The sequence below is a fragment of the Pseudomonas sp. 02C 26 genome, from assembly GCF_002843585.1.
Taxonomy (GTDB): Bacteria; Pseudomonadota; Gammaproteobacteria; order Pseudomonadales; family Pseudomonadaceae; genus Aquipseudomonas; species Aquipseudomonas shirazensis.
The window spans coordinates 131,278-153,662 of the sequence record NZ_CP025262.1 but is presented as its reverse complement, the minus strand read 5'-3'; the positions used below and the strand labels follow the sequence as shown (position 1 = coordinate 153,662).

The following is a 22,385-nucleotide window of genomic DNA, read 5'->3' as shown; positions in this document are numbered from 1 at the left end:
ACGGATCATTTTTTGAGCAAAAAGCTGTTATAAAGTTGCGCGTCATCACCTAATCATCTTTCAAGAGCTTCATCTATGCCGCCTTTATTCAAGACATGGCTGACCCTCTGCCTCTTGTTACCCCTGGCAGCCCACGCCACCAATCGTGAGCAACGACTTCCCAACGGCTTCACTGGCTACACCACCAACGCCACCGTGAAGCATGCACCGGTCAAACATGCAGCAGCCAAATCGGCCAATCTGCGTGCCCGCCCAAGCAATGCTGCCAGCGCCTTGCCGGCTGTGGCCATGTCCGCCAAGCAGAGCAGCAACGTGCTAAGCCGCGCGGTGAATGTGCTCGGCACCCCTTATCGCTGGGGCGGCAGCACGCCAGGCAAGGGCTTTGACTGCAGCGGGCTGGTGAAATATGCGTTCAACGACGTGGCAGATGTCGATTTACCGCGTACCTCCAATGCCATGGCCCAGGGTCACGGCGTCAAGGTTGCCAAGGGCGATCTGAAGCCAGGCGACCTGATCTTCTTCAACATCAAGAGCCGCCGGGTCAATCATGTTGCCATTTACCTGGGCAACGACCGCTTCATCCATGCACCGCGTCGTGGCAAGTCGGTCAGCATCGACCAACTGAGCAAGCCGTACTGGCAGAAACACTACGTAGTCGCCAAGCGCGTCCTGCCGAAGGATCAACAGCTGAGCCTGGCCAAGCGCTGACAGGTGCACGCGCTGGCCTCGCAACGAGGCCAGTGCAGATGCTACCCCGTTTCGATCACGCCTTCAGCGCGCAACTGTTGCAAAGCTGCATCCATGGTCTTCATCCCCGCCGCGCCTCCCGCCTGCATCAGTGAGTAGATCTGCGCCAACCGTCCCTCGCGGATCAGGTTGCGCACCGCCATGTTCGCCAGCAGAACTTCCCGCGCCGCAACCCGACCGGTACCGCGCCGTTTGACCAGCACCTGCGCCACGACCACGCGCAGCGAGTCGGCCAGCAGGGTACGCACCAGCGGTTTCTCGTCAGCGGCAAACACCTCCACCATACGGTCGATGCTGCTCACCGCCGAGCGCGTGTGCACGGTCGCCAGTACAAGATGCCCGGTCTGCGCCGCGCGCAGCGCCAGGCGGATCGACTCCAGGTCACGCAGTTCACCCAGCACGATCACGTCAGGGTCCTGACGCAACGCGCTGCGCAGGCCTTGGGCAAAGTCACTGCTGTGCTGGCCAACTTCACGCTGGGTGACCAGGCTGCGCTGGCTGCTGTGGATAACTTCGATCGGGTCTTCCAGGGTGATGATGTGTAACGAGCGCTCACGATTGAGCCAGTCGACCAGTGCGGCCAGGGTGCTCGACTTGCCGCTACCCGTTGCCCCGCCGATCAGCACCAGGCCATCGGTGCACTGGGCAACAGCTTGCAATACATCTTCCAGACCAAGCTCGGCGATGCTTGGCACATGGCTCGGGATCAAGCGCAGGCTGGCGGCCAGGCCGTTACGCTGGCGAAACAGGTTGAGGCGGCAGCGGCAGCCCTGGTTCAGGGTCACCGCCAGATCCAGTTCGGCACCGGCCAGCCATTGCTGCATCTGGTGCTCAGCCAACAGCGGCGCCAGCCTTTGCTGCAGTTGGCCGGCAGGCATCGGCGGCAGATCGAGTCGGCGCAGGTCGCCGTCCACGCGCAGCAGTGGTGGTTCGGCCTCGGCCAGGTGCAGGTCGGATGCCCCCGCAGCAGCGGCCTGGGCCAGCAGGTCAGTCACGTCCATGAGACTCCCCAAAGGCTATCAAGCAGGTAGAATGGCGCAGATCACTGAGCCGCCGGCATTCTTCCATGTCCACCATAGCAGACCACCTCGGCGCCCTCGCCGCCCGTATCGACAGCGCAGCGCTCGCCTGTGGCCGCGACCCCGCCAGCATCAAGTTGCTGGCCGTGAGCAAGACCAAACCCGCCGCCGCCGTGCGTGAAGCCTACGCTGCCGGCGTGCGCGACGTGGGTGAAAACTACCTGCAGGAAGCCCTGGCCAAGCAAGATGAATTAACTGACCTGGCCTTGACCTGGCACTTCATCGGCCCCATTCAATCGAACAAGACCCGCGCGATTGCCGAGCATTTCGCCTGGGTGCATTCGGTAGACCGCTTGAAGATCGCCCAACGCCTGTCCGAACAACGCCCGACCGAGCTGGCGCCACTGAACATCTGCCTGCAGGTCAACGTCAGTGGCGAGGACAGCAAGTCTGGCTGTACCCCGGCTGAGCTGCCAGCATTGGCAGCAGCGGTGGCCGCACTGCCGGGCCTACGTTTGCGTGGTTTGATGGCCATCCCCGAGCCGAGCGATGAGCGCGCGGTGCAGGAGGCTGCCTTTGCCCGACTGCGCGAGCTGCAGGCCAGCCTGAATCTTGGCCTGGACACCCTGTCGATGGGCATGAGCCACGACCTCGAGGCCGCCATCAGCCAAGGTGCGACCTGGGTGCGTATTGGCACCGCCCTGTTCGGCGCGCGCGATTACGGGCAGGCTTGAATCCATGCTTTACTCACTTTTTTCTAAGGACCTGACATGAGCAAGACACGTATTGCCTTTATCGGCGCCGGCAACATGGCCGCCAGCCTGATTGGCGGCCTGCGTGCGCAGGGTCTGGACGCTGCGCAGATTCGCGCCAGTGACCCTGGCGCCGAGACCCGCAGCCGGGTTCGCGCCGAGCACGCAATCGAGGTGTTCGAAGACAACGCTCAAGCAATCGCCGACGCCGACGTGATCGTCCTGGCGGTCAAGCCGCAGGTCATGAAAAGCGTCTGCCAGAGCCTGCAGGCCAACCTGCAGGACGGCCAACTGATCGTCTCCATCGCCGCCGGGATCACCTGCGCCAGCCTGCAAGACTGGCTCGGCCCGCGCCCTGTGGTGCGCTGCATGCCCAACACCCCGGCCCTGTTGCGCCAAGGCGTCAGCGGCCTGTACGCCACCGAGCAGGTGTCTGCCGAGCAACGTCAGCAGGCCGAAGAACTGCTGTCGGCCGTAGGCACGGCGCTGTGGCTGGAGCACGAGCAGCAGTTGGACGCCGTAACGGCAGTCTCCGGCAGCGGCCCGGCGTACTTCTTCCTGCTGATCGAAGCAATGACCGCTGCCGGCGAAAAGCTCGGCCTGCCGCGCGAAACCGCTTCCCAGCTGACCCTGCAAACCGCCCTCGGCGCGGCGCACATGGCAGTCGCCAGTGATGTCGATGCCGCTGAGCTGCGCCGCCGGGTCACCTCGCCTGCCGGGACCACCGAGGCGGCGATCAAATCGTTCCAGGGCAATGCTTTCGAGGCCATCGTCGAACAGGCGCTGCAGGCCGCGGCAACGCGCTCCGCCGAGCTCGCCGAACAATTGGGCAAATAAGGAGCTGTTGATGAATGCACTGTCTGGCGCCGCTATTTTCGTGGTGCAAACCCTGGTCAGCCTGTATCTGGCGATCGTTCTGCTGCGCTTTGTGCTGCAACTGGTCAAGGCCGACTTCTACAACCCGCTGAGCCAGTTCGCGGTGCGCGCCACGCAACCGCTGCTCAAGCCTATCCGGCGCATCGTGCCGAGCATCTTCGGCCTGGATACCTCGTCGCTGCTGCTGGCGATCCTGATCCAGGCGCTGCTGATGGCTTTTGTGCTGATGATCACCTACGGCACCGCCGGTGACATCCTGCACCTGCTTATGTGGGCGATCATTGGCGTTACCTCGCTGTTCCTGAAGATCTTCTGGGTCGCGATGATCGTCATGGTCATCGTCTCCTGGGTTGCGCCCAACAGCCACAACCCGGCTGCCGAGCTCGCCTACCAGATCGCCGAGCCAGTGCTGGCGCCGTTCCGCCGCCTGATACCGAACCTGGGCGGCCTGGACATCTCGCCGATCTTTGCCTTCCTGGCGATCCAGGTGATCCAGTCGTTCGTGATGCCACCACTGGCAGCCTACGCCGGCATGCCGCAAGAGCTGTGGCGAATGATCTGACCCGTGCACCGCCAGCGGCAGCCTGTGCTTGCCGCTGGGGGTAGCGCTCTTTAGACTTACGCCTCCGTCAAGCGTGAGCAGGGTCGATGTCCACTGTCTTTCCCGAAGATTCCGTCGGTCTGGTAACACCGCAGACTGCCCGGTTCGATGAACCGTTGGCGCTGGCCTGCGGCCGATCGCTGGCCAGCTACGAGCTGGTCTATGAAACCTATGGCACGCTCAACAGCAGCGCGAGCAATGCCGTGCTGATCTGCCACGCGCTGTCTGGCCATCACCATGCCGCGGGCTTTCACCGTGCCGACGAGCGCAAGCCCGGCTGGTGGGACAGCTGTATAGGCCCTGGCAAGCCGATCGACACCAACCGCTTCTTCGTGGTCAGCCTGAACAACCTTGGCGGCTGTAACGGCAGCACCGGCCCGAGCAGCGTCAACCCGCTGACCGGCAAGCCCTACGGCGCCGACTTCCCGGTGCTCACCGTGGAAGACTGGGTACACAGCCAGGTGCGCCTGGCCGACCGTCTCGGCATCAACCAGTGGGCCGCCGTGGTGGGTGGCAGTCTCGGTGGCATGCAGGCCCTGCAATGGACCATCACCTACCCTGACCGGGTCCGCCACTGCGTCGATATCGCCTCCGCGCCCAAACTGTCGGCGCAGAACATCGCCTTCAACGAAGTTGCCCGCCAGGCCATCCTCACCGACCCTGAGTTCCACGGTGGCTCGTTCCAGGACCAGGGCGTGATCCCCAAGCGCGGCCTGATGCTGGCGCGCATGGTCGGCCACATCACCTACCTGTCGGATGACTCGATGGGCGAGAAATTCGGCCGCGAACTCAAGAGCGACAAGCTCAACTACGACTTCCACAGCGTTGAGTTTCAGGTCGAAAGCTACCTGCGCTACCAAGGCGAAGAATTCTCCGGTCGCTTTGACGCCAACACCTACCTGTTGATGACCAAGGCGCTCGACTACTTCGATCCGGCCGCCACGCATGGCGGCGATCTGGCGGCAACCTTGAGCAACGTCACGGCAGACTACTGCGTGATCTCGTTCACTACCGACTGGCGCTTCTCGCCGGCCCGCTCGCGAGAAATCGTCGATGCGTTGATGGCCGCACGCAAGAACGTCTGCTATCTGGAAATCGACTCGCCGTACGGCCACGACGCCTTCCTGATACCAACGCCTCGCTACATGCTGGGTTTCTCGAACTACATGAACCGCATCGCCATCTGAGGACCGCATGAGAGCCGACCTGGAAATCATCCAAGACTGGATCCCCGCCGGCAGCCGGGTCCTCGACCTGGGCTGCGGCAACGGCGAGCTGCTGGCGTCGTTGCGCGACCTCAAGCAGGTCACCGGCTACGGCCTGGAGATCGATGCCGACAACATCGCCGCGTGCGTGGCCAAGGGCGTCAACGTCATCGAGCAGGACCTCGACAAGGGTCTGGGCAACTTTGCCAGCAACAGCTTCGACGTGGTGGTCATGACCCAGGCCCTGCAGGCGGTCGAATACCCCGACCGGATCCTCGCCGAAATGCTGCGGGTGGGCCGCGAGTGCATCATCACCTTCCCCAACTTCGGCCACTGGCGCTGCCGTTGGTACCTGGCCAGCAAGGGCCGTATGCCGGTTTCGGACTTCATGCCGTACACCTGGTACAACACGCCGAACATCCACTTCTGCACCTTTGCCGACTTCGAGCAGCTGTGCGTCGATCACCATGCCAAGGTCCTCGACCGGCTGGCCGTCGACCGCCTGCACCGCAATGGCATCGGCGGCCGGGTTTGGCCTAATCTGTTGGGAGAGATCGGCATCTATCGCCTCAGCAGCCCGAGCCTGAGCGAACACCAGATCGCCGTCTGACCCCGTACCGCTTGGAGGATTCGCCCGATGCGTCGACTCGCTGTATTACTGCTCGGCCTGTGCATGGCCCAACCGGTGCTGGCTGCCGATGCGGCCAAGGCCCAGCGCAAGGAAGTATTCGGGGATGTCACCGTGCATTACAGCGCCTTCACTTCGAGCATGCTGCAGCCGGCGATTGCCACTGCCAATGGCCTGATCCGCAGCAAGAACCAGGGCGTGCTGACCGTGTCGGTGCTCAAGGGCGGCAAGCCGGACATGGCCATGGTCAGCGGCAGCGTCAAGGACCTCACCGGGCGCAGCAGCGCGCTTACGTTCCGCCAGGTCGGCGACCCTAGTGGCGTCAGCTACCTCGCCCAGTTCCCAATCGAGCAGGCGCAGACGCTGATCTTCGAACTCACGGTTGCCAGCGGCGGCGCCAGCCATTCTTTCAGCTTCAACCAGGAAGTGTTCCCAGGCGAATGATCAATCTTCAGCAACTCGTATTGGCCAGCCATAACGCTGGCAAGCTCAAAGAACTCCAGGCCATGCTTGGCGAGTCGGTGCACCTACGTTCGATCGGCGAATTCAGCCAGGTCGAGCCGGAAGAAACCGGCCTGTCATTCGTCGAAAACGCCATTCTCAAGGCCCGCAACGCGGCGCGCATTTCCGGCTTGCCGGCACTGGCCGATGACTCGGGCCTGGCCGTGGACTTTCTCGGCGGCGCGCCGGGCATCTACTCGGCACGCTATGCCGATGGCAAGGGCGATGCCGCCAACAACGCCAAGCTGCTCGACGCGCTGAAAGACGTGCCGGATGAGCAACGTGGTGCGCAGTTCGTCTGTGTGCTGGCGTTGGTACGGCATGCCGATGACCCACTGCCGATCCTCTGCGAAGGCCTCTGGCACGGCAGCATCCTGCGTGCTGCCAGTGGCGAGCATGGCTTTGGCTACGATCCGCTGTTCTGGGTGCCCGAGCGCAACTGCTCGAGCGCAGAGCTCGCGCCGCTGGAGAAGAACCAGCTCAGCCACCGCGCCCGCGCCATGGCCCTGCTGCGTCAGCGTCTGGGCCTGGCATGACCGACAAGCCGTCGATCCAGCTGCTCCATCCGCGGGCCTCTGGCGCGCGCCTGGCATTGCCGGAGCTGCCCCCGCTGTCGCTGTACATCCATATCCCCTGGTGCGTGCGCAAGTGCCCCTACTGCGACTTCAACTCGCACCAGGCCGGCCCTGATCTGCCTGAAGAAGCCTACGTCGACGCCTTGCTGGCAGACCTTGAACAAGAGCTGCCTGCCGTGCAGGGCCGCACCATCAGCACGATCTTCTTTGGCGGTGGCACGCCAAGCCTGTTCAGCGCCGCTGCGCTGGACCGCCTGCTGCGGGGGGTTGAACAGCGCATTGCGTTTGCCGCCGATATCGAGATAACCCTCGAGGCCAACCCGGGTACCTTCGAGCAAGACAAGTTCAAGGCTTACCGGCAGACCGGTATCAATCGCCTGTCGATCGGCGTGCAGAGCTTCCAACCGGCCAAGCTGGAGAAGCTTGGCCGCATTCATAACGGCGACGAGGCGATCCGCGCAGCCGACATGGCGCGCGCAGCAGGTTTTGACAACTTCAACATGGACCTGATGCACGGCCTGCCCGATCAGTCGCTGGAGGACGCCTTGGGCGACCTGCAGCAGGCAATCGACCTGGGCCCGACGCACCTGTCCTGGTATCAGCTTACCGTCGAGCCGAACACGGTGTTCTGGAACCAGCCGCCCGAGCTGCCTGAAGACGACATCCTCTGGGATATCCAGGAAGCCGGGCAGTTGCTGCTGGCCAACAATGGTTTCCATCAGTACGAAGTGTCGGCCTATGCCCAGGCCGATCGCGCCGCACGGCACAACCTCAATTACTGGCGCTTCGGCGACTTCATCGGCATCGGCGCCGGCGCCCACGGCAAGCTGTCGTTCGCCGACGGGCGCATCCTGCGCACCTGGAAGACGCGTCTACCGAAGGACTACCTGAACCCGGCCAAGCCGTACAAGGCTGGGGAGAAGCTGCTGCCAGTGGATGAGCTGCCGTTCGAGTTTTTGATGAATGCGCTGCGCCTGACGGATGGGGTCGAGGCTGAGTTGTTCCACCGCCGCACCGGTCTGCCGCTGGCGCAGCTGGCCGAAGCCCGGCGCCTGGCCGAACAAAAGGGGCTTTTGCAGGTCGAACCGGATCGGCTGGCTGCAACACCGCGCGGCCAGTTGTTCCTCAATGACCTGCTGCAGTATTTCTTGACCTAAGGATGACCCATGGACCTGGTACTTGACCTGCTTGCGACCGTGTCGCGCTGGAGCCGCAGCAACCTGTCGGAGATCTCGCTGGCGCTGGTAGGCTGCCTGCTGGTGCTGTTCGGCACGGATATCAAGGGTTGGGTAGACCAGCGCCTGGGCGGCCTGGCCGGCGCGTTGCGCATACCATTCATGGCCTTGCTGGTGATGGTGGGCAGCGGTGCGGCGTTGATCTATGCCACGCCGTGGGTGATCAAGGGGCTCAGCCAGTTCAACAACTACGCACTGGCGCCGGTACTGCTGGTGGTGCTGGTGTTGATCGGTGTGGTGGCTGATCGTCGTGGTTGACGTGTAGACCGTGTGTTGGGGCGCTTTGCGCCTCTTTCGCGACACAAGGCCGCTCCTACAGGGGCGCGCAATGTCCAGAGCACGCGGTCGATGTAGGAGCGGCCTCGTGTCGCGAAAGGGGCGCACAGCGCCCCCAATCCAGCCAACGCCGGTATCAGTCAACCTTCTCGAACTTCAAATCCCAGACGCCATGCCCAAGTCGTTCGCCACGGCGTTCGAACTTGGTGATCGGCCGCTCTGTGGGGCGCGGTACATAGGTGCCATCCTCGGCCTGGTTGCGATAGCCCGGCGCGGCGCTCATCACTTCCAGCATGTACTCGGCATACGGCTCCCAGTCGGTGGCCATATGGAAAACGCCACCCGGCTTGAGCTTGCTGCGCACCAGTTCGGCGAACTCCAGCTGGACGATACGGCGCTTGTGGTGACGAGCCTTGTGCCACGGGTCAGGGAAGAACAGCATCAAGCGATCAAGGCTGTTATCCGCGACACAGCGGTTGAGCACTTCGATCGCATCGCAGTCGTACACCCGCAGGTTCTGCAGCCCCTGGGTCAGCACGCCATTGAGCAGCGCGCCAACACCCGGGCGGTGGACTTCGACGCCGATGAAGTCCTGCTCTGGTGCGGCAGCAGCCATCTCCAGCAGCGAGTGCCCCATGCCGAAGCCGATTTCCAGGGTACGCGGCGCCGAGCGGCCGAATACCTGGTCGTAATCGACCGGGCTGTCGGCCAGCGGCAGCACGAACAGGGGCGCGCCCTGATCAAGACCACGTTGCTGGCCTTCGGTCATGCGCCCGGCGCGCATCACGAAACTCTTGATGCGGCGGTGCGGGCGCTCTTCGCCGTCAGCGGGGATCGGCGTATCTTGCGATTCAGTCATCAGAAACTCTTACTTGATCAGACCATCCAGCGGCGACGAGGCGCTGGCATACAGTTTTTTCGGCATACGCCCGGCCAGATAAGCCAGACGACCCGCATTGATAGCGTATTTCATGGCTTCGGCCATCAGCACCGGTTGCTGGGCGTGGGCGATGGCCGAGTTCATCAGCACCGCCTCGCAGCCCATTTCCATGGCGATGGTGGCATCGGAAGCGGTACCGACGCCGGCATCGACCAGCACCGGCACCTTGGATTCTTCAAGGATGATCTGCAGGTTGTACGGGTTGCAAATGCCCAGGCCGGTACCGATCAGGCCCGCCAGCGGCATCACCGCGATGCAGCCGATCTCTGCCAGCTGACGCGCGATGATTGGGTCATCACTGGTGTAGACCATCACGTCGAAACCTTCCTTGACCAGCACTTCGGCGGCCTTGAGGGTTTCGATCACATTGGGGAACAGGGTCTTCTGGTCGGCGAGCACTTCCAGCTTGACCAGGTTGTGGCCATCGAGCAGCTCCCGGGCCAGGCGGCAGGTACGCACGGCTTCGATTGCGTCGTAGCAGCCAGCGGTGTTGGGCAGGATGGTGTAGCGGTCGGGTGGCAGCACGTCGAGCAGGTTCGGCTCGCCCGGGATCTGGCCCAGGTTGGTGCGGCGCACGGCGACTGTGACGATCTCGGCACCCGAGGCTTCGATGGCCAGGCGGGTTTCTTCCATGTCACGGTACTTGCCGGTGCCAACCAGCAGGCGCGACTGGAACGTGCGCCCGGCCAGGATGAAGGGCTTGTCGCTACGAACATTGCTCATCGTTGTTCCTCTGGAAAGGTTGCGGGACTTGCAGGTGAACGTCAGGCGACTAGCCGCCGCCGATGGCGTGCACCACTTCGAGCTGATCACCTTCGTTCAGCAGCGTGCTGTCGTGCTGGCTGCGCGGCACGATATCGAGATTGAGCTCGACAGCCACCCGGCGCCCAGTCAGCTCCAGCCGCGCGAGCAAGCCGGCAACGCTCTCACCGGCAGGCACTTCGTAGGGTTCACCGTTCAATTGAATGCGCATGCACACGGCCACCGTTGTTCTTTGGGGCCCGCATTCTAGCCCCGATCAACCTCTGAACCCAAGGGCGACAGCCGCCATTAGTCGCGATTGTGGACCAGCCGGTCAGCCCAGCCGCCACGCCGCCAGGCCCAGGCACAGCCAGCCGGCAAGGAAGCACAGGCCGCCGATGGGGGTGATCATGCCCAGCTTGCTCACGCCGGTCAGGGTCAGCAGGTAAAGGCTACCGGAGAACAGCACGATGCCCACGGCGAACAGACAACCGGCCCAGCCGACCAGCCGCCCTGGCAGATGCGCAGCCAGCAGGGCAACGCCAAACAGCGCCAGGGCATGCACCAGCTGATAGGTCACACCGGTATGAAAGATCGCCAGGTAGTCGGCAGTCAGGCGGTTTTTCAGGCCGTGTGCGGCAAACGCACCGAGGGCGACACCGGTGAAGGCAAAAAACGCGGCCAGCATGAGGAAGCTTCGAAGCATGGGGAGGACTCCTCGAGAGGGGTCTGTATAATGGCCGGTTCCATCGGTCCGGCCAAGCCATAGCCATGCTGTCATCCCTGATCCGTCGCTGCGTACGCGCCCTCCTCTGGTTTGCCGCCGGCAGTATCGTGCTGGTTCTGGTCCTGCGCTGGGTGCCGCCACCGGGCACCGCGCTGATGGTCGAGCGCAAGGTGCAGTCGTGGTTCAGTGGCGAGCCGATCGACCTGCAGCGCGACTGGCAGCCGTGGCAGGGCATATCCGATGACCTCAAGATTGCAGTGATCGCCGGTGAAGACCAGAAATTTGCCAGCCACTGGGGCTTTGACATCCCGGCGATTCAGGCAGCGTTTGCCCATAACGAGCGCGGCGGCAATATTCGTGGAGCGAGCACCTTGACCCAGCAGGTAGCCAAGAACCTGTTCCTGTGGTCGGGCCGCAGCTGGTTTCGCAAAGGCCTGGAAGCCTGGTTCACGGCGTTGATCGAGCTGTTCTGGTCCAAGGAGCGGATCCTTGAGGTTTACCTGAACAGCGTCGAATGGGGCCCTGGGGTATTTGGCGCCCAGGCCGCAGCGCGCTACCACTTTGGCGTCGATGCCAGCCGCCTGACGCGCCAGCAGGCCGCGCAACTGGCTGCAGTGCTGCCCAGCCCGCTGAAGTGGAATGCCGGCCGGCCGAGCACCTATGTTGCCAGCCGCGCAGGCTGGATTCGCCGGCAGATGAGCCAGCTGGGCGGCGCCGACTACCTGCAGCAGCTTGAGGCAGGCCGCAGCCATTGAATTAGCCGCTGGCGTTCAGCAGCGACAAAAAAACCGCCTGCCCCATCAGGGCCAGGCGGTTTTTTCATTGCTGCGACGATCAGGCTGCGATCAGTGCCTTGACCTTGTTCATCGCATTCTTCTCGAGCTGGCGAATACGCTCAGCCGATACGCTGTACTTCTCGGCCAGCTCATGCAATGTGGCCTTCTCTTCAGCCAGCCAGCGCTGATAGAGAATGTCGCGGCTGCGATCATCCAGCCCGCTCAGGGCCTGGTGCAGATTGCTGGTGGAGTTATCGCTCCAGTCAGCGTCCTCGAGCTGCATCGCCGGATCGTAGCGGTGATCTTCAAGGTAATGCGCCGGCGATTGGAACGCGCTGTCGTCGTCCGCTTCAGCAGCAGGATCGAAGGCCATGTCATGGCCGCTCAGGCGGCTTTCCATCTCGCGCACTTCACGCGGCTCGACGCCCAGGCTTTCGGCGACACGATGCACTTCATCGTTGTTCAGCCAGGCCAGACGCTTCTTCTGGCTGCGCAGGTTGAAGAACAGCTTGCGCTGGGCCTTGGTGGTCGCGACCTTGACGATGCGCCAGTTGCGCAGGATGAACTCATGGATCTCGGCCTTGATCCAGTGCACCGCGAAGGACACCAGACGTACGCCCATTTCCGGGTTGAAGCGTTTGACAGCCTTCATCAGGCCGACGTTACCTTCCTGGATCAGGTCAGCTTGCGCCAGCCCATACCCCGCATAGCTGCGTGCGATGTGCACGACGAAGCGCAGGTGGGCCATAACCATTTGCCGAGCAGCCTCAACATCCTGCTCGTAAAAAAGACGTTCGCCCAGTTCACGCTCCTGCTCGGGCGTCAGCAGGGGAATGCTGTTCACCGTATGTACGTAGGCTTCCAGGTTTGCACCGGGGACCAACGCATAGGCAGGTTGCAACGAAGTGGTCATTCAAGAACCTCCGACTCACTGGATTCGTGCCTTGTGAGCACTGCCATAAATGACCGGAAACTGTCGTGCAAGTTCCCGTTTACGTCAATGATGGCGCAAAAACATTATCGTGGGGCCAGCTCATTCAAGTGGCGAGCCACCGCAATCCATGCACCGATATACCCTAACAACACCGCACCAATCAAGAGTGACAGACCGTCGGCAGCCGGCACACCGGCCAGCGCAAAGTCACTGCCATACAGGCCGGACAAGCCGATTACCGCGTCGTTGAGCCAGTTCAGGCCAAACGCCAGAATCGCCCAGGCCAGCAGCCCGGCGCCCAGCCCATACAGCGCGCCCATATACAGAAACGGCCGGCGTACGTAGCTGTCGGTACCACCGACCAGCTTGATCACTTCGATCTCGACGCGGCGGTTCTCGATATGTAGACGAATTGTGTTACCGATTACTAACAACAAAGCTGAAACCAGCATCACGGCCAGGCCAAAGACGAAACGATCGCCCAGCTTGAGGATCGCCGCCAACCGCTCGACCCAGACCAGGTCCAGCTGCGCCACATCCACCCGTGGAAGCTCAGCCAGGCGCTGGCGCAAGGCTTCCAGGGCCGGCTTGTCGACTTCGGTCGGGGTCACTACGACCACCCCCGGCAAGGGGTTGTCCGGCAACTCGCGCAGCGCCTGGCCGAGGCCCGACTGCTGCTGGAACTCTTCCAGAGCCTCTTCGCGGCTGACGAACTGGGCATCTGCTACGCCAGACATGCCTTTGATTTCATCTCGCAGCGCTTCGCCTTCCCTGCTGCCCGCATCGAGCTTGAGGTACAGCGAAATCTGCGCAGCGCGCTGCCAGGAGCCGCCTAGTTGCTCGACGTTCTTCAGCAACAGCGACAGGCCCATGGGCATGCTCAGGGCCACGGCCATCACCAGGCAGGTGAAGAAGCTGCCGATCGGCTGCTTGGCCAACCGGCGCAGGCTGTCGAGCAGGCTGGCGCGGTGGCTTTCCAGCCAGGCGTGGAACAGGGTGCGGAAGTCCGGGCCGTCGTCGTCGCTGCCGCCGCGTTTCTTGCTTGGTTGCGGATCAGCGGGCTTGGGCGCAACACGCTCGGAAACCTTGGGGGTGCGGGTAGTACTCATTGGCCAGCCTCGCCATCGCCGATCAGTCGGCCGCGTTGCAGGGTCAGCATGCGGTGGCGCATGCGGGCGATCAGTGCCAGGTCGTGACTGGCAATCAGAACGGTGGTGCCGAGGCGATTGATGTCCTCGAACACGCCCATGATCTCGGCCGCCAGGCGCGGGTCGAGGTTGCCAGTAGGCTCGTCAGCCAGCAGCAAAGCCGGCTGGTGAACGATGGCACGGGCAATACCGACGCGTTGTTGCTGGCCGGTGGACAGGTCCGCCGGGAACAAATCGCCCTTGTCGCTCAGTGCCACGCGCTCCAGCGCCGAATCAACGCGCTTGGCGATTTCCGGCTTGGACAGCCCGAGAATCTGCAACGGCAAGGCGATATTGTTGAACACGGTGCGGTCGAACAGCAGCTGGTGATTCTGGAACACCACGCCGATCTGCCGGCGCAGAAACGGGATCTGCGCGTTGCTGATCTGGCCGAGGTCTTGCCCCGCCAGCAGCAGCTTGCCGCTGGTCGGGCGCTCCATGGCCAGCAACAGACGCAGCAAGGTGCTCTTGCCGGCGCCGGAGTGGCCGGTAACGAACAGGAACTCGCCGCGACGGGCGCGGAAACTCAGCTCATGCAGGCCGACGTGGCCGTTGGGGTAGCGCTTGGCGACCTGTTCGAATCGAATCATGAAGGCTCCCGCTCATTGAACAGGGCTTTGACGAACGGCTCGGCCTCGAAGGTGCGCAGGTCATCGATGCCTTCACCCACACCGATAAAGCGGATCGGCAGTTTGAACTGCTTGGCCAGGGCGAAGATCACCCCGCCTTTGGCGGTGCCGTCCAGCTTGGTCAGGGCCAGGCCGGTCAGCTCGACGCTCTGGTGGAAGTACTTGGCCTGGCTGATGGCGTTCTGGCCGGTGCCTGCATCCAGCACCAGCAGCACTTCGTGGGGTGCGTCGGCATCCAGCTTGGCGATGACCCGACGGACCTTCTTCAGCTCTTCCATCAGGTTGTCTTTGGTGTGCAGGCGGCCAGCAGTGTCGGCGATCAGCACATCGGCGCCACGAGCCTTGGCGGCCTGTACGGCATCGAAGATCACCGAAGCCGAGTCGGCGCCGGTGTGCTGGGCGATGACCGGGATCTGGTTACGCTCACCCCAGACCTGCAACTGCTCGACCGCAGCGGCGCGGAAGGTGTCGCCGGCAGCCAGCATGACCTTCTTGCCATCGAGCTGGAGCTTCTTGGCCAGCTTGCCGATAGTGGTGGTTTTGCCAGCGCCGTTCACGCCAACCACGAGGATCACGTAGGGTTTGTGCTGGGTGTCGATGTGCAAGGGCTGCTCGACCGGGCGCAGCAGCGCGGTCAGCTCGTCCTGCAGCGACTTGTACAGCGCGTCGGCGTCGGCCAGCTGCTTGCGCGCAACCTTCTGCGTCAGGTTCTGCACGATCACCGACGTGGCTTCGACGCCGACGTCGGCGGTCAGCAAGCGGGTTTCGATTTCTTCGAGCAGATCATCGTCGATGATTTTCTTGCCCAGGAACAGGCTGGCCATGCCTTCGCCGATGCTGGCGCTGGTCTTGGACAGGCCTTGCTTGAGGCGGGCGAAGAACCCGGCCTTGGCAGGTTCGCTGGCAACGGCAGGGGCTGCGGCCGGCTCGACGACGGCAGGCAGAACGGCGGCGGCGACAACAGCCGGCTCAGGTTCGACGACTGGCGCGACAGCAACTACCGGAGCTTGTGGCTCTGGTTCTGGCGTTGGCTCGAGTACAGGAGCCTGAGCAACCAATTCAGGCTCGGCAACCACTTCAACCGCAACCGGCTCGACCAGCGGCCGCACAGGAATGACCGGTGGCGCAACTGGCTCAAGGTCCGGCACCAGCGCAACCGGCTCCTCGGCCACCGGCAGCACCAGATTGCTGACCGGCGGTGCAGTTTCAGCCACGGGCGCTGGCGCAAGCGGCTCACGTTCAGGTTCAGGCGCAGCCTCGACAACCGGCTGCGGCGCAATCACCGGCGCCGCTTCAAGCAGCACAGGCTCAGGCTCGGCCAGCGCCGCCGGCGCAACCGGAGCAGCCTGCTCGACGGGTGCAACAGGCTCTGCAACCTGGGTTTCAGGGGTTTGCGGCTGTTCGGCGACAGCTTGCTGTGGTTTCTTGCGGAACCAGCCGAACAGGCCTTTTTTCTCACCAGCCTCGGCCGGCGCTTTCTTGTCGTCGTTGGAACCAAACATGGAGGACGGCTATCTCAAGTCGCGATGAGCCATTAGTGGCGCATCTGGAATTCTCTATCACGCAGAACAGACTATCTTGAATCCGGCTGGTTCATGCGTAACGTTTTGTCGTAGGGTCCTGCGGGCCAGAACGGCGACAGGCATGGTCGCCAGGCAACCGGATCAGTATCCTAGCACCTCCTGGCCTGCTGACGCTAAACCGAAGCGGGCCGCCGTACAGGTTAATCATCGTATGAATGCTCTAGCCCGCCGCGCTGCTGGCCTGCTGCTCAGCACGCTCTGCCTGCCCCTGGCAGCACTTGCCGCCGATCCGCAACCGACCCACGAATTCATCCTCGACAACGGCCTCAAAGTGGTCGTGCGCGAGGACCACCGCGCCCCCGTGGTGGTCTCGCAGATCTGGTACAAGGTCGGCTCCAGCTACGAGACCCCGGGCCAGACCGGGTTGTCCCATGCGCTCGAGCACATGATGTTCAAAGGCAGCGCCAAACTCGGCCCGGGCGAAGCTTCGCGGATCCTGCGCGACCTCGGCGCTGAAGAAAACGCCTTTACCAGCGACGACTACACCGCTTATTACCAAGTGCTGGCGCGCGATCGCCTGCCGGTCGCGTTCGAGCTCGAAGCCGACCGCCTGGCCAGCCTGCGCCTGCCGGCCGACGAATTCAGCCGTGAAATCGAAGTGATCAAGGAAGAACGGCGCCTGCGCACCGACGATCAGCCCAACGCCAAGGCATTCGAGCTGTTCAGCGCCATGGCCTACCCCGCCAGCGGCTACCACACGCCAACCATCGGCTGGATGGCGGACCTGGAGCGGATGAAAGTCGAGGAGCTGCGCCACTGGTACGAGTCCTGGTACGCGCCGAACAACGCCACCCTGGTGGTGGTCGGCGACGTTACCGTCGATGAAGTCAAAGGCCTTGCGCAGAAGTACTTCGGCGCCATCCCGAAACGCGCCGTGCCGCCGTCCAAGCTGCCGCTGGAGCTGGCCGAGCCCGGCCTGCGCCAGTTGACCCTGCACGTGCGTACGCAGTTGCCGAGCCTGATCTACGGCTTCAACGTGCCAGGCCTGGCCACCGCCAAGGAGCCACGCACCGTGCATGCCCTGCGGCTGATCTCGGCGCTGCTCGACGGCGGCTACAGCGCGCGCATGCCAGCACGCCTGGAGCGCGGCCAGGAGCTGGTCGCCGGCGCGTCGTCCGGTTACGACGCGTTTACTCGCGGCGACAGCCTGTTCCTGATCTCGGCCACGCCGAATGTGCAAAAGCACAAGACCCTGGCTGATGTCGAAAAAGGCATCTGGCAGCTGCTCGACGAACTCAAGACCACTCCGCCAACCGCCGAAGAGCTCGAGCGTGTACGCGCCCAGGTCATCGCCGGGCTGGTGTATGACCGTGACTCGATCAGCAGCCAGGCCACCACCATCGGCCAGCTGGAAACCGTCGGCCTGTCCTGGAAGCTGATCGACAGCGAACTGGACGAGCTCAAGCAAGTGACCCCGCAGGACATCCAGGACGCCGCCCGCACCTATTTCACCCGCGAACGCCTGAGCGTTGCCCATGTACTGCCCGAGGAGTCCGCTCATGAGTGATCGCCGCCTTCCACGCTACGCCCTGATCGGTCTCGGCGCGGTTGCCCTGGCAGTCGCCGGCACCATTATGCTGACCCGCCCGGCGCAGTCCGATGCCGCTACCGCAACCACTACCGATGCCAAGCCTGCCAGCAGTGCCGCAAGACCAGCCAATACCCTGCAGTCGCTGGCCGAACTGGACGGCAAGGCGCCGAGCCGGCGTGAACTGAACATCCAGAGCTGGAACACCGCCGAAGGCGCCCGCGTGCTGTTCGTTGAAGCCCGCGAACTGCCGATGTTCGACCTGCGCGTGACCTTTGCCGCCGGCAGCAGCCAGGACGGTAACGTCGCTGGCCTGGCCACGCTGACCAACGCCATGCTCAACGAAGGTGTTGCCGGCAAGGACGTCACTGCAATCGCTGAAGGCTTCGAAGGCCTGGGCGCCGACTTCGGCAATGGTTCCTACCGCGACATGGCGGTAGCGACCCTGCGCAGCCTCAGCGCCAGCGACAAGCGCGAGCCGGCCCTGAAGCTGTTTGCCGAAGTGGTCGGCAAGCCGACCTTCCCCGCCGACGCGCTCAAACGCATCCAGAACCAGCTGCTGGCCGGTTTTGAGTACGAGAAGCAGAACCCGGCCAAGATCGGCGGCAAGGCGCTGTTCGCCAACTTGTATGGCGATCACCCATATGCCCAGCCGAGTGACGGCACTGCGCAGAGCATCCCGGCGATCACTCTGGAGCAACTGCGCGCGTTCCACGCCAAGGCCTATACCTCGAAAAATGCCGTGATCGCGCTGGTTGGCGACCTCAGCCGCAGTGATGCCGAAGCGATTGCTGCGCAGGTTTCCGCCGCGCTGCCGCAAGGCCCAGCGCTGGCCAAACCGGGCGAGCCGAGCGAACCGAAAGCGGGCCTGACCCACATCGACTTCCCGTCCAAGCAGACCCACCTGATGCTCGCCGAGCTGGGTATCGACCGCCAGGACAAGGACTGGCCAGCACTGTCTCTGGGTAACCAGATCCTTGGTGGCGGCGCCTTTGGCACGCGGCTGATGAGCGAGGTGCGCGAGAAGCGCGGCCTGACCTACGGCGTGTACTCGGTGTTCAGCCCGATGCAGGTCCGCGGCCCGTTCATGATCAACCTGCAGACCCGCGCCGAACTCAGCGAAGGGACACTCAAGCTGGTTCAGGATATCCTTGCCGACTACCTCAAGAGCGGCCCGACCCAGCAAGAGCTGGACGATGCCAAGCGCGAACTGGCCGGCAGCTTCCCGCTGTCCAATGCCAGCAACGCCAGCATCGTTGGCCAGCTGGGCGCAATCGGCTTCTACAACCTGCCTCTGACCTGGCTCGAAGACTTCATGCAGCAGTCGCAGAGCCTCACCGTCGAGCAGGTCAAGGCCGCCATGAACAAGCACCTGGCAGCGGACAAACTGGTGATCGTCACGGTCGGCCCGAAAGTCGCGCAGCAACCGCTGCCGCCGCCTACTGACAAACCCGCCGAGCAGCCGCTTGGCGTACCGGAGCATTAATGGCCAAGCCATCCACCCCCGCTCGCGCCAAGCCCGGCGTGAGCCAAGGCCAGGGTCACCTGCGCATCATCGCTGGCGAGTGGCGCAGCCGCCGCCTGCCGGTGCCGGACGGCCCGGGCCTGCGGCCTACCCCTGATCGCGTGCGCGAAACCGTGTTCAACTGGCTCGCGCCCTACATCGAAGGCGCGCAGGTGCTCGACGCCTTCACTGGCAGCGGTGCGCTGGTGCTCGAAGCCCTGTCGCGCGGCGCCGAAAATGCCGTGGCGCTGGACAACAACGGCGCCGCGGTCAGCAACCTCAAGGACAACCTCGAGCTGCTGCGCTGCGCCCGCGGGCAGATCCTCCAGACCGACGCCCTGCGTTATCTGGATGGCGAAGCGAAAAAGCAGTTCGACGTGGTCTTTCTCGATCCGCCGTTCAATCAGGACCTGCTGGCCAACACCTGCAGCCTGCTCGAAGAACGCCAGTGGCTGCGCGAGCGGGCCTGGATCTACACCGAAAGCGAAGTAGCGCCGTCTTCGCTGCAGATGCCTGCCAGTTGGCGCCTGCACCGTGAGAAGAAGACCGGCCAGGTGCATTACGCACTGTGGCAACGCGGCTGACGCCCCGCCCACCTGCGTAATTAATTAACGCAGGTGGGTCACCCGCTTGATTGAAGCTGCTTCGTTCTAACGTCGAACAGGAGCGCTTCAATCATGACCTCGCCCGCAATCCCTTTGTCAGCCAGCCAGACGGTGCTCACGCAGCCGCCGCTGCAAAGCTTCAAACTCGACAACGGCCTGCAGGTCTATCTGCGCCAGGACCACCGCGCCCCGCTGGTCAGTGCGCAACTGTGGTACCACGTCGGCTCAAGCTATGAGCCGGCCGGCCAATCCGGCCTGTCGCATCTGCTCGAACACCTGATGTTCGAAGGCAGCAGCAAACTGGCATCGGGGCAGTACTCCAAACTGCTTACCCTGCTGGGCGGCGACCCCAATGCCTTCACCTCCGAAGATGCTACGTGCTTCCCGGTAACGCTGCCTGTCAGCCGCCTGGAGATCGTACTGGAAGCGATGGCCGATGCCATGGGCACTGCGCGCTTCGAGCAGTCGACCTTTGAGCGCGAGGTGCAGGTCGTGCTGGCAGAGCGACGCCTGCAGACCGACCAGAGCCCACTGGCCATCGCCCTGGAGCGGGACAGGCTGCTGGCCCACGGCAGCAGCCCGTATGCGACCCCGGTCATCGGCCATCAGGCCGACGTTGAACGCCTCACCGCTCAAGCCGCACGACGTTGGTACCAGAACTGGTATCAGCCCGCCAACGCGACACTGGTGGTCGTGGGCGATATCGATCTGGCGCGCCTGCGCCGGTATGTCGAGCGCCACTTTGCCGCTGTCGTCGGCGCTCAGGTGCCATCCAATACGCGCCCAACAGGGCCGATTGCATTGCAACCGCGCAGCCAAACCGTGGCCTTGGCACAGATGCGCGAGGGTTTGATCATGACCTTCAACGTTCCCAGCCAGGCAACCGCAGTCGATGAGCAAGAGAGCTGCGCACTACGCCTGATCCCGGAACTGATGATCAATGGCCTCAGCTCGCGGCTGTATCGGCAACTTGTCAATCGCAGGCAGTTGATCCAGGCGATGCGCGCCGAGTACCGGCACCTGATGCGTGGCGACAGCCTGATGTCGTTTTTCATGTTCAACAACCCCCAGCAAGGCACCCCGCAGCAAGCCGGCGAAGTGGTGTTGGACGAGCTGCAGGTGCTGGCCCAGACAGCGCCCAGCGAAGCGGAGCTTGAGCGCGCCAAGGCACGCTTGCTGGCCAATCTGGTGTTCGGCCGAGACATGATCAGCCAGCAGGCCGACGCCATTGGGCGATATGCCGCAATCGGCGTCGACCCTGCGTTTCTCGACCGTGAGCAGCACGCCATCGAGCAGGTCAGCGCAGACGCTGTGCGCCACGCAGCCCTCAGCTACCTGACCCGGGATCGACTGAGCATTACCTACATGATGCCAGAGGAGCAAACCCATGACTGATTCGACAAGCATCGCACCCACCGCCGTTACCGCCAACCTGTCCTCAGCCGAAGGCATCGACCTGAGCCAGTTCGAACAGGTTCGCACTGAGGTACAGGCCTGGCAGACCAGCCATGGCACCCAGGTACGGTTCGTCGAGGCGCGCCAATTGCCGATGGTTGACCTGATCGTTCGGTTCAATGCCGGCACCAGCGTGGATGCCGAACACAGCGGGCTGGCAGCCTTGACGATGTATATGCTCGATGAAGGCACCGAGCGCTTGAACGCCGAGCAATTTGCCGAACAGACAGAGCGATTGGGCGCGATCCTCAGCACGCAGATCCGCTTGGAGCATGCCTCGTTGTCGCTGCGCTGTCTGAGCAGCGAGGTGGTGTTGGCGCAGGCCGTGGCGCTGTTTACCGAGATGCTTGCACGGCCCGCCTTCGACGAACAGCAACTGGTCAAGGTCAAGCAGCAACTACGGGCATTCCAGAGCTCTCGCTACAACGCTGCGCCAACCCGCGCCCAGAGTGAACTGTTCAGCCGCTTGTATGCTGGGCACCCGTATGCCACCCCATTGGGTAGCACTGAGCAGGGCATTCAGGCTCTGACCGCCCAGGATTTGCGTGATTTCCATCAGCGCGCTTACTCGGCCAACAATCTGCAGGTGTCGATCGTCGGCGATCTGTCGCGGGCGCAAGCCGAGGCGCTGGTCGAGCATCTCGCCGAGGCTCTGCCGCAAGGCTGGGCCGCTGCCGAGCTGCCGCCGGTTTCGCCCACCAGCGCCGCCAGCGCACATGTGCCAACCCCTGCTGCAAACAACACCCTCCTGCTTGCGGTACCCATGAGCGGGCGGCCGTCGCAGGCAGACTATCCGGCGCTGGTTCTGGCCGCCGACGTCCTCGGCTCAGGATTCGAATCACGCCTGATGCAGGAGCTGCGGCAACGTCGCGGATTGACTTATCACATCAGCTGCCGGCCATCCCCGCTCAAGGCCGGCGGCGTGCTCGCCATCGGCTGGGACTGCGCCCCGCAATACCGCGAGGCGAGCCGTGAACTGGTCGCGGGCATGCTCGAAGCGATGGTAAATGAGGGCCCCACCAACGCCGAACTGGAGCTATGCCGTCGGCAGCTGTCTGGCCAGTTAGTACGCTCGGTGGCAACCAACAGGGGGCTGGTGGAGCTGTTGAGCAAAGGCAGCCATCAGGGCCTGCCCGCCGATCACCTGGTCACCTACCAGGCGCAGTTGAGCGCAGTCAGCGCACGCAGCGCACGCCAGGCACTGCAGGAGCACCTCGACCTGAGTCGCATGGTCACCGTCAGCCTGGGCTCGGACCAACCGCAGCAGCCCTTGCCGCCGCTGCCACACAGCGACCGATAGCACAGGTACAGCGGCGCCGTTTCATGGCACTCTAGGCAGGCACATCACGAGCCGCCCCAGC

The 22,385-nt window shown here is 63.4% G+C and carries 25 protein-coding genes; 16 read left to right on the top strand and 9 right to left on the bottom strand.

Annotated features, from left to right (window positions below; translation table 11 throughout):
- The first annotated feature begins 75 nt into the window (after positions 1–75).
- Positions 76–708: a C40 family peptidase gene (locus CXQ80_RS00735; protein ID WP_101315489.1), complete on the top strand. Its 633-nt coding sequence runs from the start codon at positions 76–78 to the stop codon at positions 706–708.
- A 41-nt stretch (positions 709–749) separates the two neighbouring features.
- On the opposite strand, the gene CXQ80_RS00730 is transcribed toward CXQ80_RS00735, so the two are convergent.
- Positions 750–1,748: a type IV pilus twitching motility protein PilT gene (locus CXQ80_RS00730; RefSeq protein ID WP_101315487.1), complete on the bottom strand. Its 999-nt coding sequence runs from the start codon at positions 1,746–1,748 to the stop codon at positions 750–752.
- 65 nt (positions 1,749–1,813) lie between these two features.
- Between CXQ80_RS00730 and CXQ80_RS00725 the strand changes: the two genes are divergently transcribed.
- The 9 genes from CXQ80_RS00725 (at position 1,814) to CXQ80_RS00685 (ending at position 8,397) form a co-directional block, all read left to right on the top strand.
- Positions 1,814–2,500, top strand: a complete 687-nt coding sequence (locus CXQ80_RS00725) for a YggS family pyridoxal phosphate-dependent enzyme (RefSeq protein ID WP_101315485.1) — start codon at positions 1,814–1,816, stop codon at positions 2,498–2,500.
- 36 nt (positions 2,501–2,536) lie between these two features.
- A complete protein-coding gene (gene proC / locus CXQ80_RS00720) occupies positions 2,537–3,355 on the top strand; it encodes a pyrroline-5-carboxylate reductase (protein ID WP_101315483.1) in 819 nt (272 codons plus the stop codon).
- A 10-nt stretch (positions 3,356–3,365) separates the two neighbouring features.
- Complete coding sequence (locus CXQ80_RS00715) at positions 3,366–3,956, top strand: YggT family protein (RefSeq protein ID WP_101315481.1); 591 nt, start codon at positions 3,366–3,368, stop codon at positions 3,954–3,956.
- Positions 3,957–4,042: 86 nt separating this feature from the next.
- Positions 4,043–5,182, top strand: coding sequence for a homoserine O-acetyltransferase (locus CXQ80_RS00710; RefSeq protein ID WP_101315479.1), 1,140 nt, complete (start codon positions 4,043–4,045; stop codon positions 5,180–5,182).
- Between the two features lie 7 nt (positions 5,183–5,189).
- Positions 5,190–5,810, top strand: a complete 621-nt coding sequence (metW, locus tag CXQ80_RS00705) for a methionine biosynthesis protein MetW (protein ID WP_101315477.1) — start codon at positions 5,190–5,192, stop codon at positions 5,808–5,810.
- Between the two features lie 27 nt (positions 5,811–5,837).
- Positions 5,838–6,272, top strand: a complete 435-nt coding sequence (locus tag CXQ80_RS00700; RefSeq protein ID WP_101315475.1) for a DUF4426 domain-containing protein — start codon at positions 5,838–5,840, stop codon at positions 6,270–6,272.
- On the top strand, positions 6,269–6,865 hold the full coding sequence (gene rdgB / locus CXQ80_RS00695; protein WP_101315473.1) for an RdgB/HAM1 family non-canonical purine NTP pyrophosphatase: 597 nt from the start codon (positions 6,269–6,271) through the stop codon (positions 6,863–6,865). Before CXQ80_RS00700 ends, rdgB begins: the two co-directional genes overlap by 4 nt.
- Positions 6,862–8,061, top strand: coding sequence for a radical SAM family heme chaperone HemW (gene hemW, locus CXQ80_RS00690; protein ID WP_101315471.1), 1,200 nt, complete (start codon positions 6,862–6,864; stop codon positions 8,059–8,061). Before rdgB ends, hemW begins: the two co-directional genes overlap by 4 nt.
- Positions 8,062–8,070: 9 nt before the next feature.
- The gene (locus CXQ80_RS00685; RefSeq protein WP_101315469.1) at positions 8,071–8,397 is read left to right on the top strand and encodes a DUF3392 family protein; all 327 of its coding nucleotides are present in this window, start codon (positions 8,071–8,073) and stop codon (positions 8,395–8,397) included.
- A 154-nt stretch (positions 8,398–8,551) separates the two neighbouring features.
- Here CXQ80_RS00685 and trmB read toward each other — a convergent pair whose 3' ends face one another.
- The 4 genes from trmB to CXQ80_RS00665 form a co-directional block, all read right to left on the bottom strand.
- Positions 8,552–9,274, bottom strand: a complete 723-nt coding sequence (gene trmB, locus CXQ80_RS00680) for a tRNA (guanosine(46)-N7)-methyltransferase TrmB (RefSeq protein WP_101315467.1) — start codon at positions 9,272–9,274, stop codon at positions 8,552–8,554.
- 9 nt (positions 9,275–9,283) lie between these two features.
- Entirely contained in the window at positions 9,284–10,078 is a 795-nt protein-coding gene (locus tag CXQ80_RS00675; RefSeq protein WP_101315465.1) for a thiazole synthase, read from the bottom strand.
- 49 nt (positions 10,079–10,127) lie between these two features.
- Positions 10,128–10,328, bottom strand: a complete 201-nt coding sequence (gene thiS, locus CXQ80_RS00670) for a sulfur carrier protein ThiS (protein ID WP_101315463.1) — start codon at positions 10,326–10,328, stop codon at positions 10,128–10,130.
- A gap of 102 nt (positions 10,329–10,430) precedes the next feature.
- Positions 10,431–10,802: a DUF423 domain-containing protein gene (locus CXQ80_RS00665; protein WP_101315461.1), complete on the bottom strand. Its 372-nt coding sequence runs from the start codon at positions 10,800–10,802 to the stop codon at positions 10,431–10,433.
- 65 nt (positions 10,803–10,867) lie between these two features.
- On the opposite strand from CXQ80_RS00665, the gene mtgA reads away from it, so the two are divergent.
- Positions 10,868–11,578: a monofunctional biosynthetic peptidoglycan transglycosylase gene (gene mtgA / locus CXQ80_RS00660; protein ID WP_101315459.1), complete on the top strand. Its 711-nt coding sequence runs from the start codon at positions 10,868–10,870 to the stop codon at positions 11,576–11,578.
- A gap of 79 nt (positions 11,579–11,657) precedes the next feature.
- On the opposite strand, the gene rpoH is transcribed toward mtgA, so the two are convergent.
- The 4 genes from rpoH to ftsY all read right to left on the bottom strand — a co-directional run bounded on the left by rpoH (position 11,658) and on the right by ftsY (position 15,851).
- Complete coding sequence (gene rpoH / locus CXQ80_RS00655) at positions 11,658–12,512, bottom strand: RNA polymerase sigma factor RpoH (RefSeq protein ID WP_101315457.1); 855 nt, start codon at positions 12,510–12,512, stop codon at positions 11,658–11,660.
- 104 nt (positions 12,513–12,616) lie between these two features.
- Entirely contained in the window at positions 12,617–13,642 is a 1,026-nt protein-coding gene (ftsX, locus tag CXQ80_RS00650; RefSeq protein WP_101315455.1) for a permease-like cell division protein FtsX, read from the bottom strand.
- The gene (gene ftsE / locus CXQ80_RS00645) at positions 13,639–14,310 is read right to left on the bottom strand and encodes a cell division ATP-binding protein FtsE (protein ID WP_101315453.1); all 672 of its coding nucleotides are present in this window, start codon (positions 14,308–14,310) and stop codon (positions 13,639–13,641) included. Before ftsE ends, ftsX begins: the two co-directional genes overlap by 4 nt.
- A complete protein-coding gene (ftsY, locus tag CXQ80_RS00640) occupies positions 14,307–15,851 on the bottom strand; it encodes a signal recognition particle-docking protein FtsY (protein ID WP_101315451.1) in 1,545 nt (514 codons plus the stop codon). Before ftsY ends, ftsE begins: the two co-directional genes overlap by 4 nt.
- A gap of 232 nt (positions 15,852–16,083) precedes the next feature.
- Between ftsY and CXQ80_RS00635 the strand changes: the two genes are divergently transcribed.
- The 5 genes from CXQ80_RS00635 (at position 16,084) to CXQ80_RS00615 (ending at position 22,324) form a co-directional block, all read left to right on the top strand.
- Positions 16,084–17,439: a pitrilysin family protein gene (locus tag CXQ80_RS00635; RefSeq protein WP_101315449.1), complete on the top strand. Its 1,356-nt coding sequence runs from the start codon at positions 16,084–16,086 to the stop codon at positions 17,437–17,439.
- Complete coding sequence (locus tag CXQ80_RS00630) at positions 17,432–18,946, top strand: pitrilysin family protein (protein WP_101315447.1); 1,515 nt, start codon at positions 17,432–17,434, stop codon at positions 18,944–18,946. Before CXQ80_RS00635 ends, CXQ80_RS00630 begins: the two co-directional genes overlap by 8 nt.
- Positions 18,946–19,548 (top strand): 16S rRNA (guanine(966)-N(2))-methyltransferase RsmD, encoded by a 603-nt coding sequence (gene rsmD, locus CXQ80_RS00625; RefSeq protein ID WP_101315445.1) that lies wholly within the window; start codon positions 18,946–18,948, stop codon positions 19,546–19,548. Before CXQ80_RS00630 ends, rsmD begins: the two co-directional genes overlap by 1 nt.
- A gap of 93 nt (positions 19,549–19,641) precedes the next feature.
- Positions 19,642–20,964, top strand: coding sequence for a pitrilysin family protein (locus tag CXQ80_RS00620; RefSeq protein ID WP_101315443.1), 1,323 nt, complete (start codon positions 19,642–19,644; stop codon positions 20,962–20,964).
- Positions 20,957–22,324 (top strand): pitrilysin family protein, encoded by a 1,368-nt coding sequence (locus CXQ80_RS00615; RefSeq protein WP_101315441.1) that lies wholly within the window; start codon positions 20,957–20,959, stop codon positions 22,322–22,324. Before CXQ80_RS00620 ends, CXQ80_RS00615 begins: the two co-directional genes overlap by 8 nt.
- The last annotated feature ends 61 nt before the right edge of the window (positions 22,325–22,385 follow it).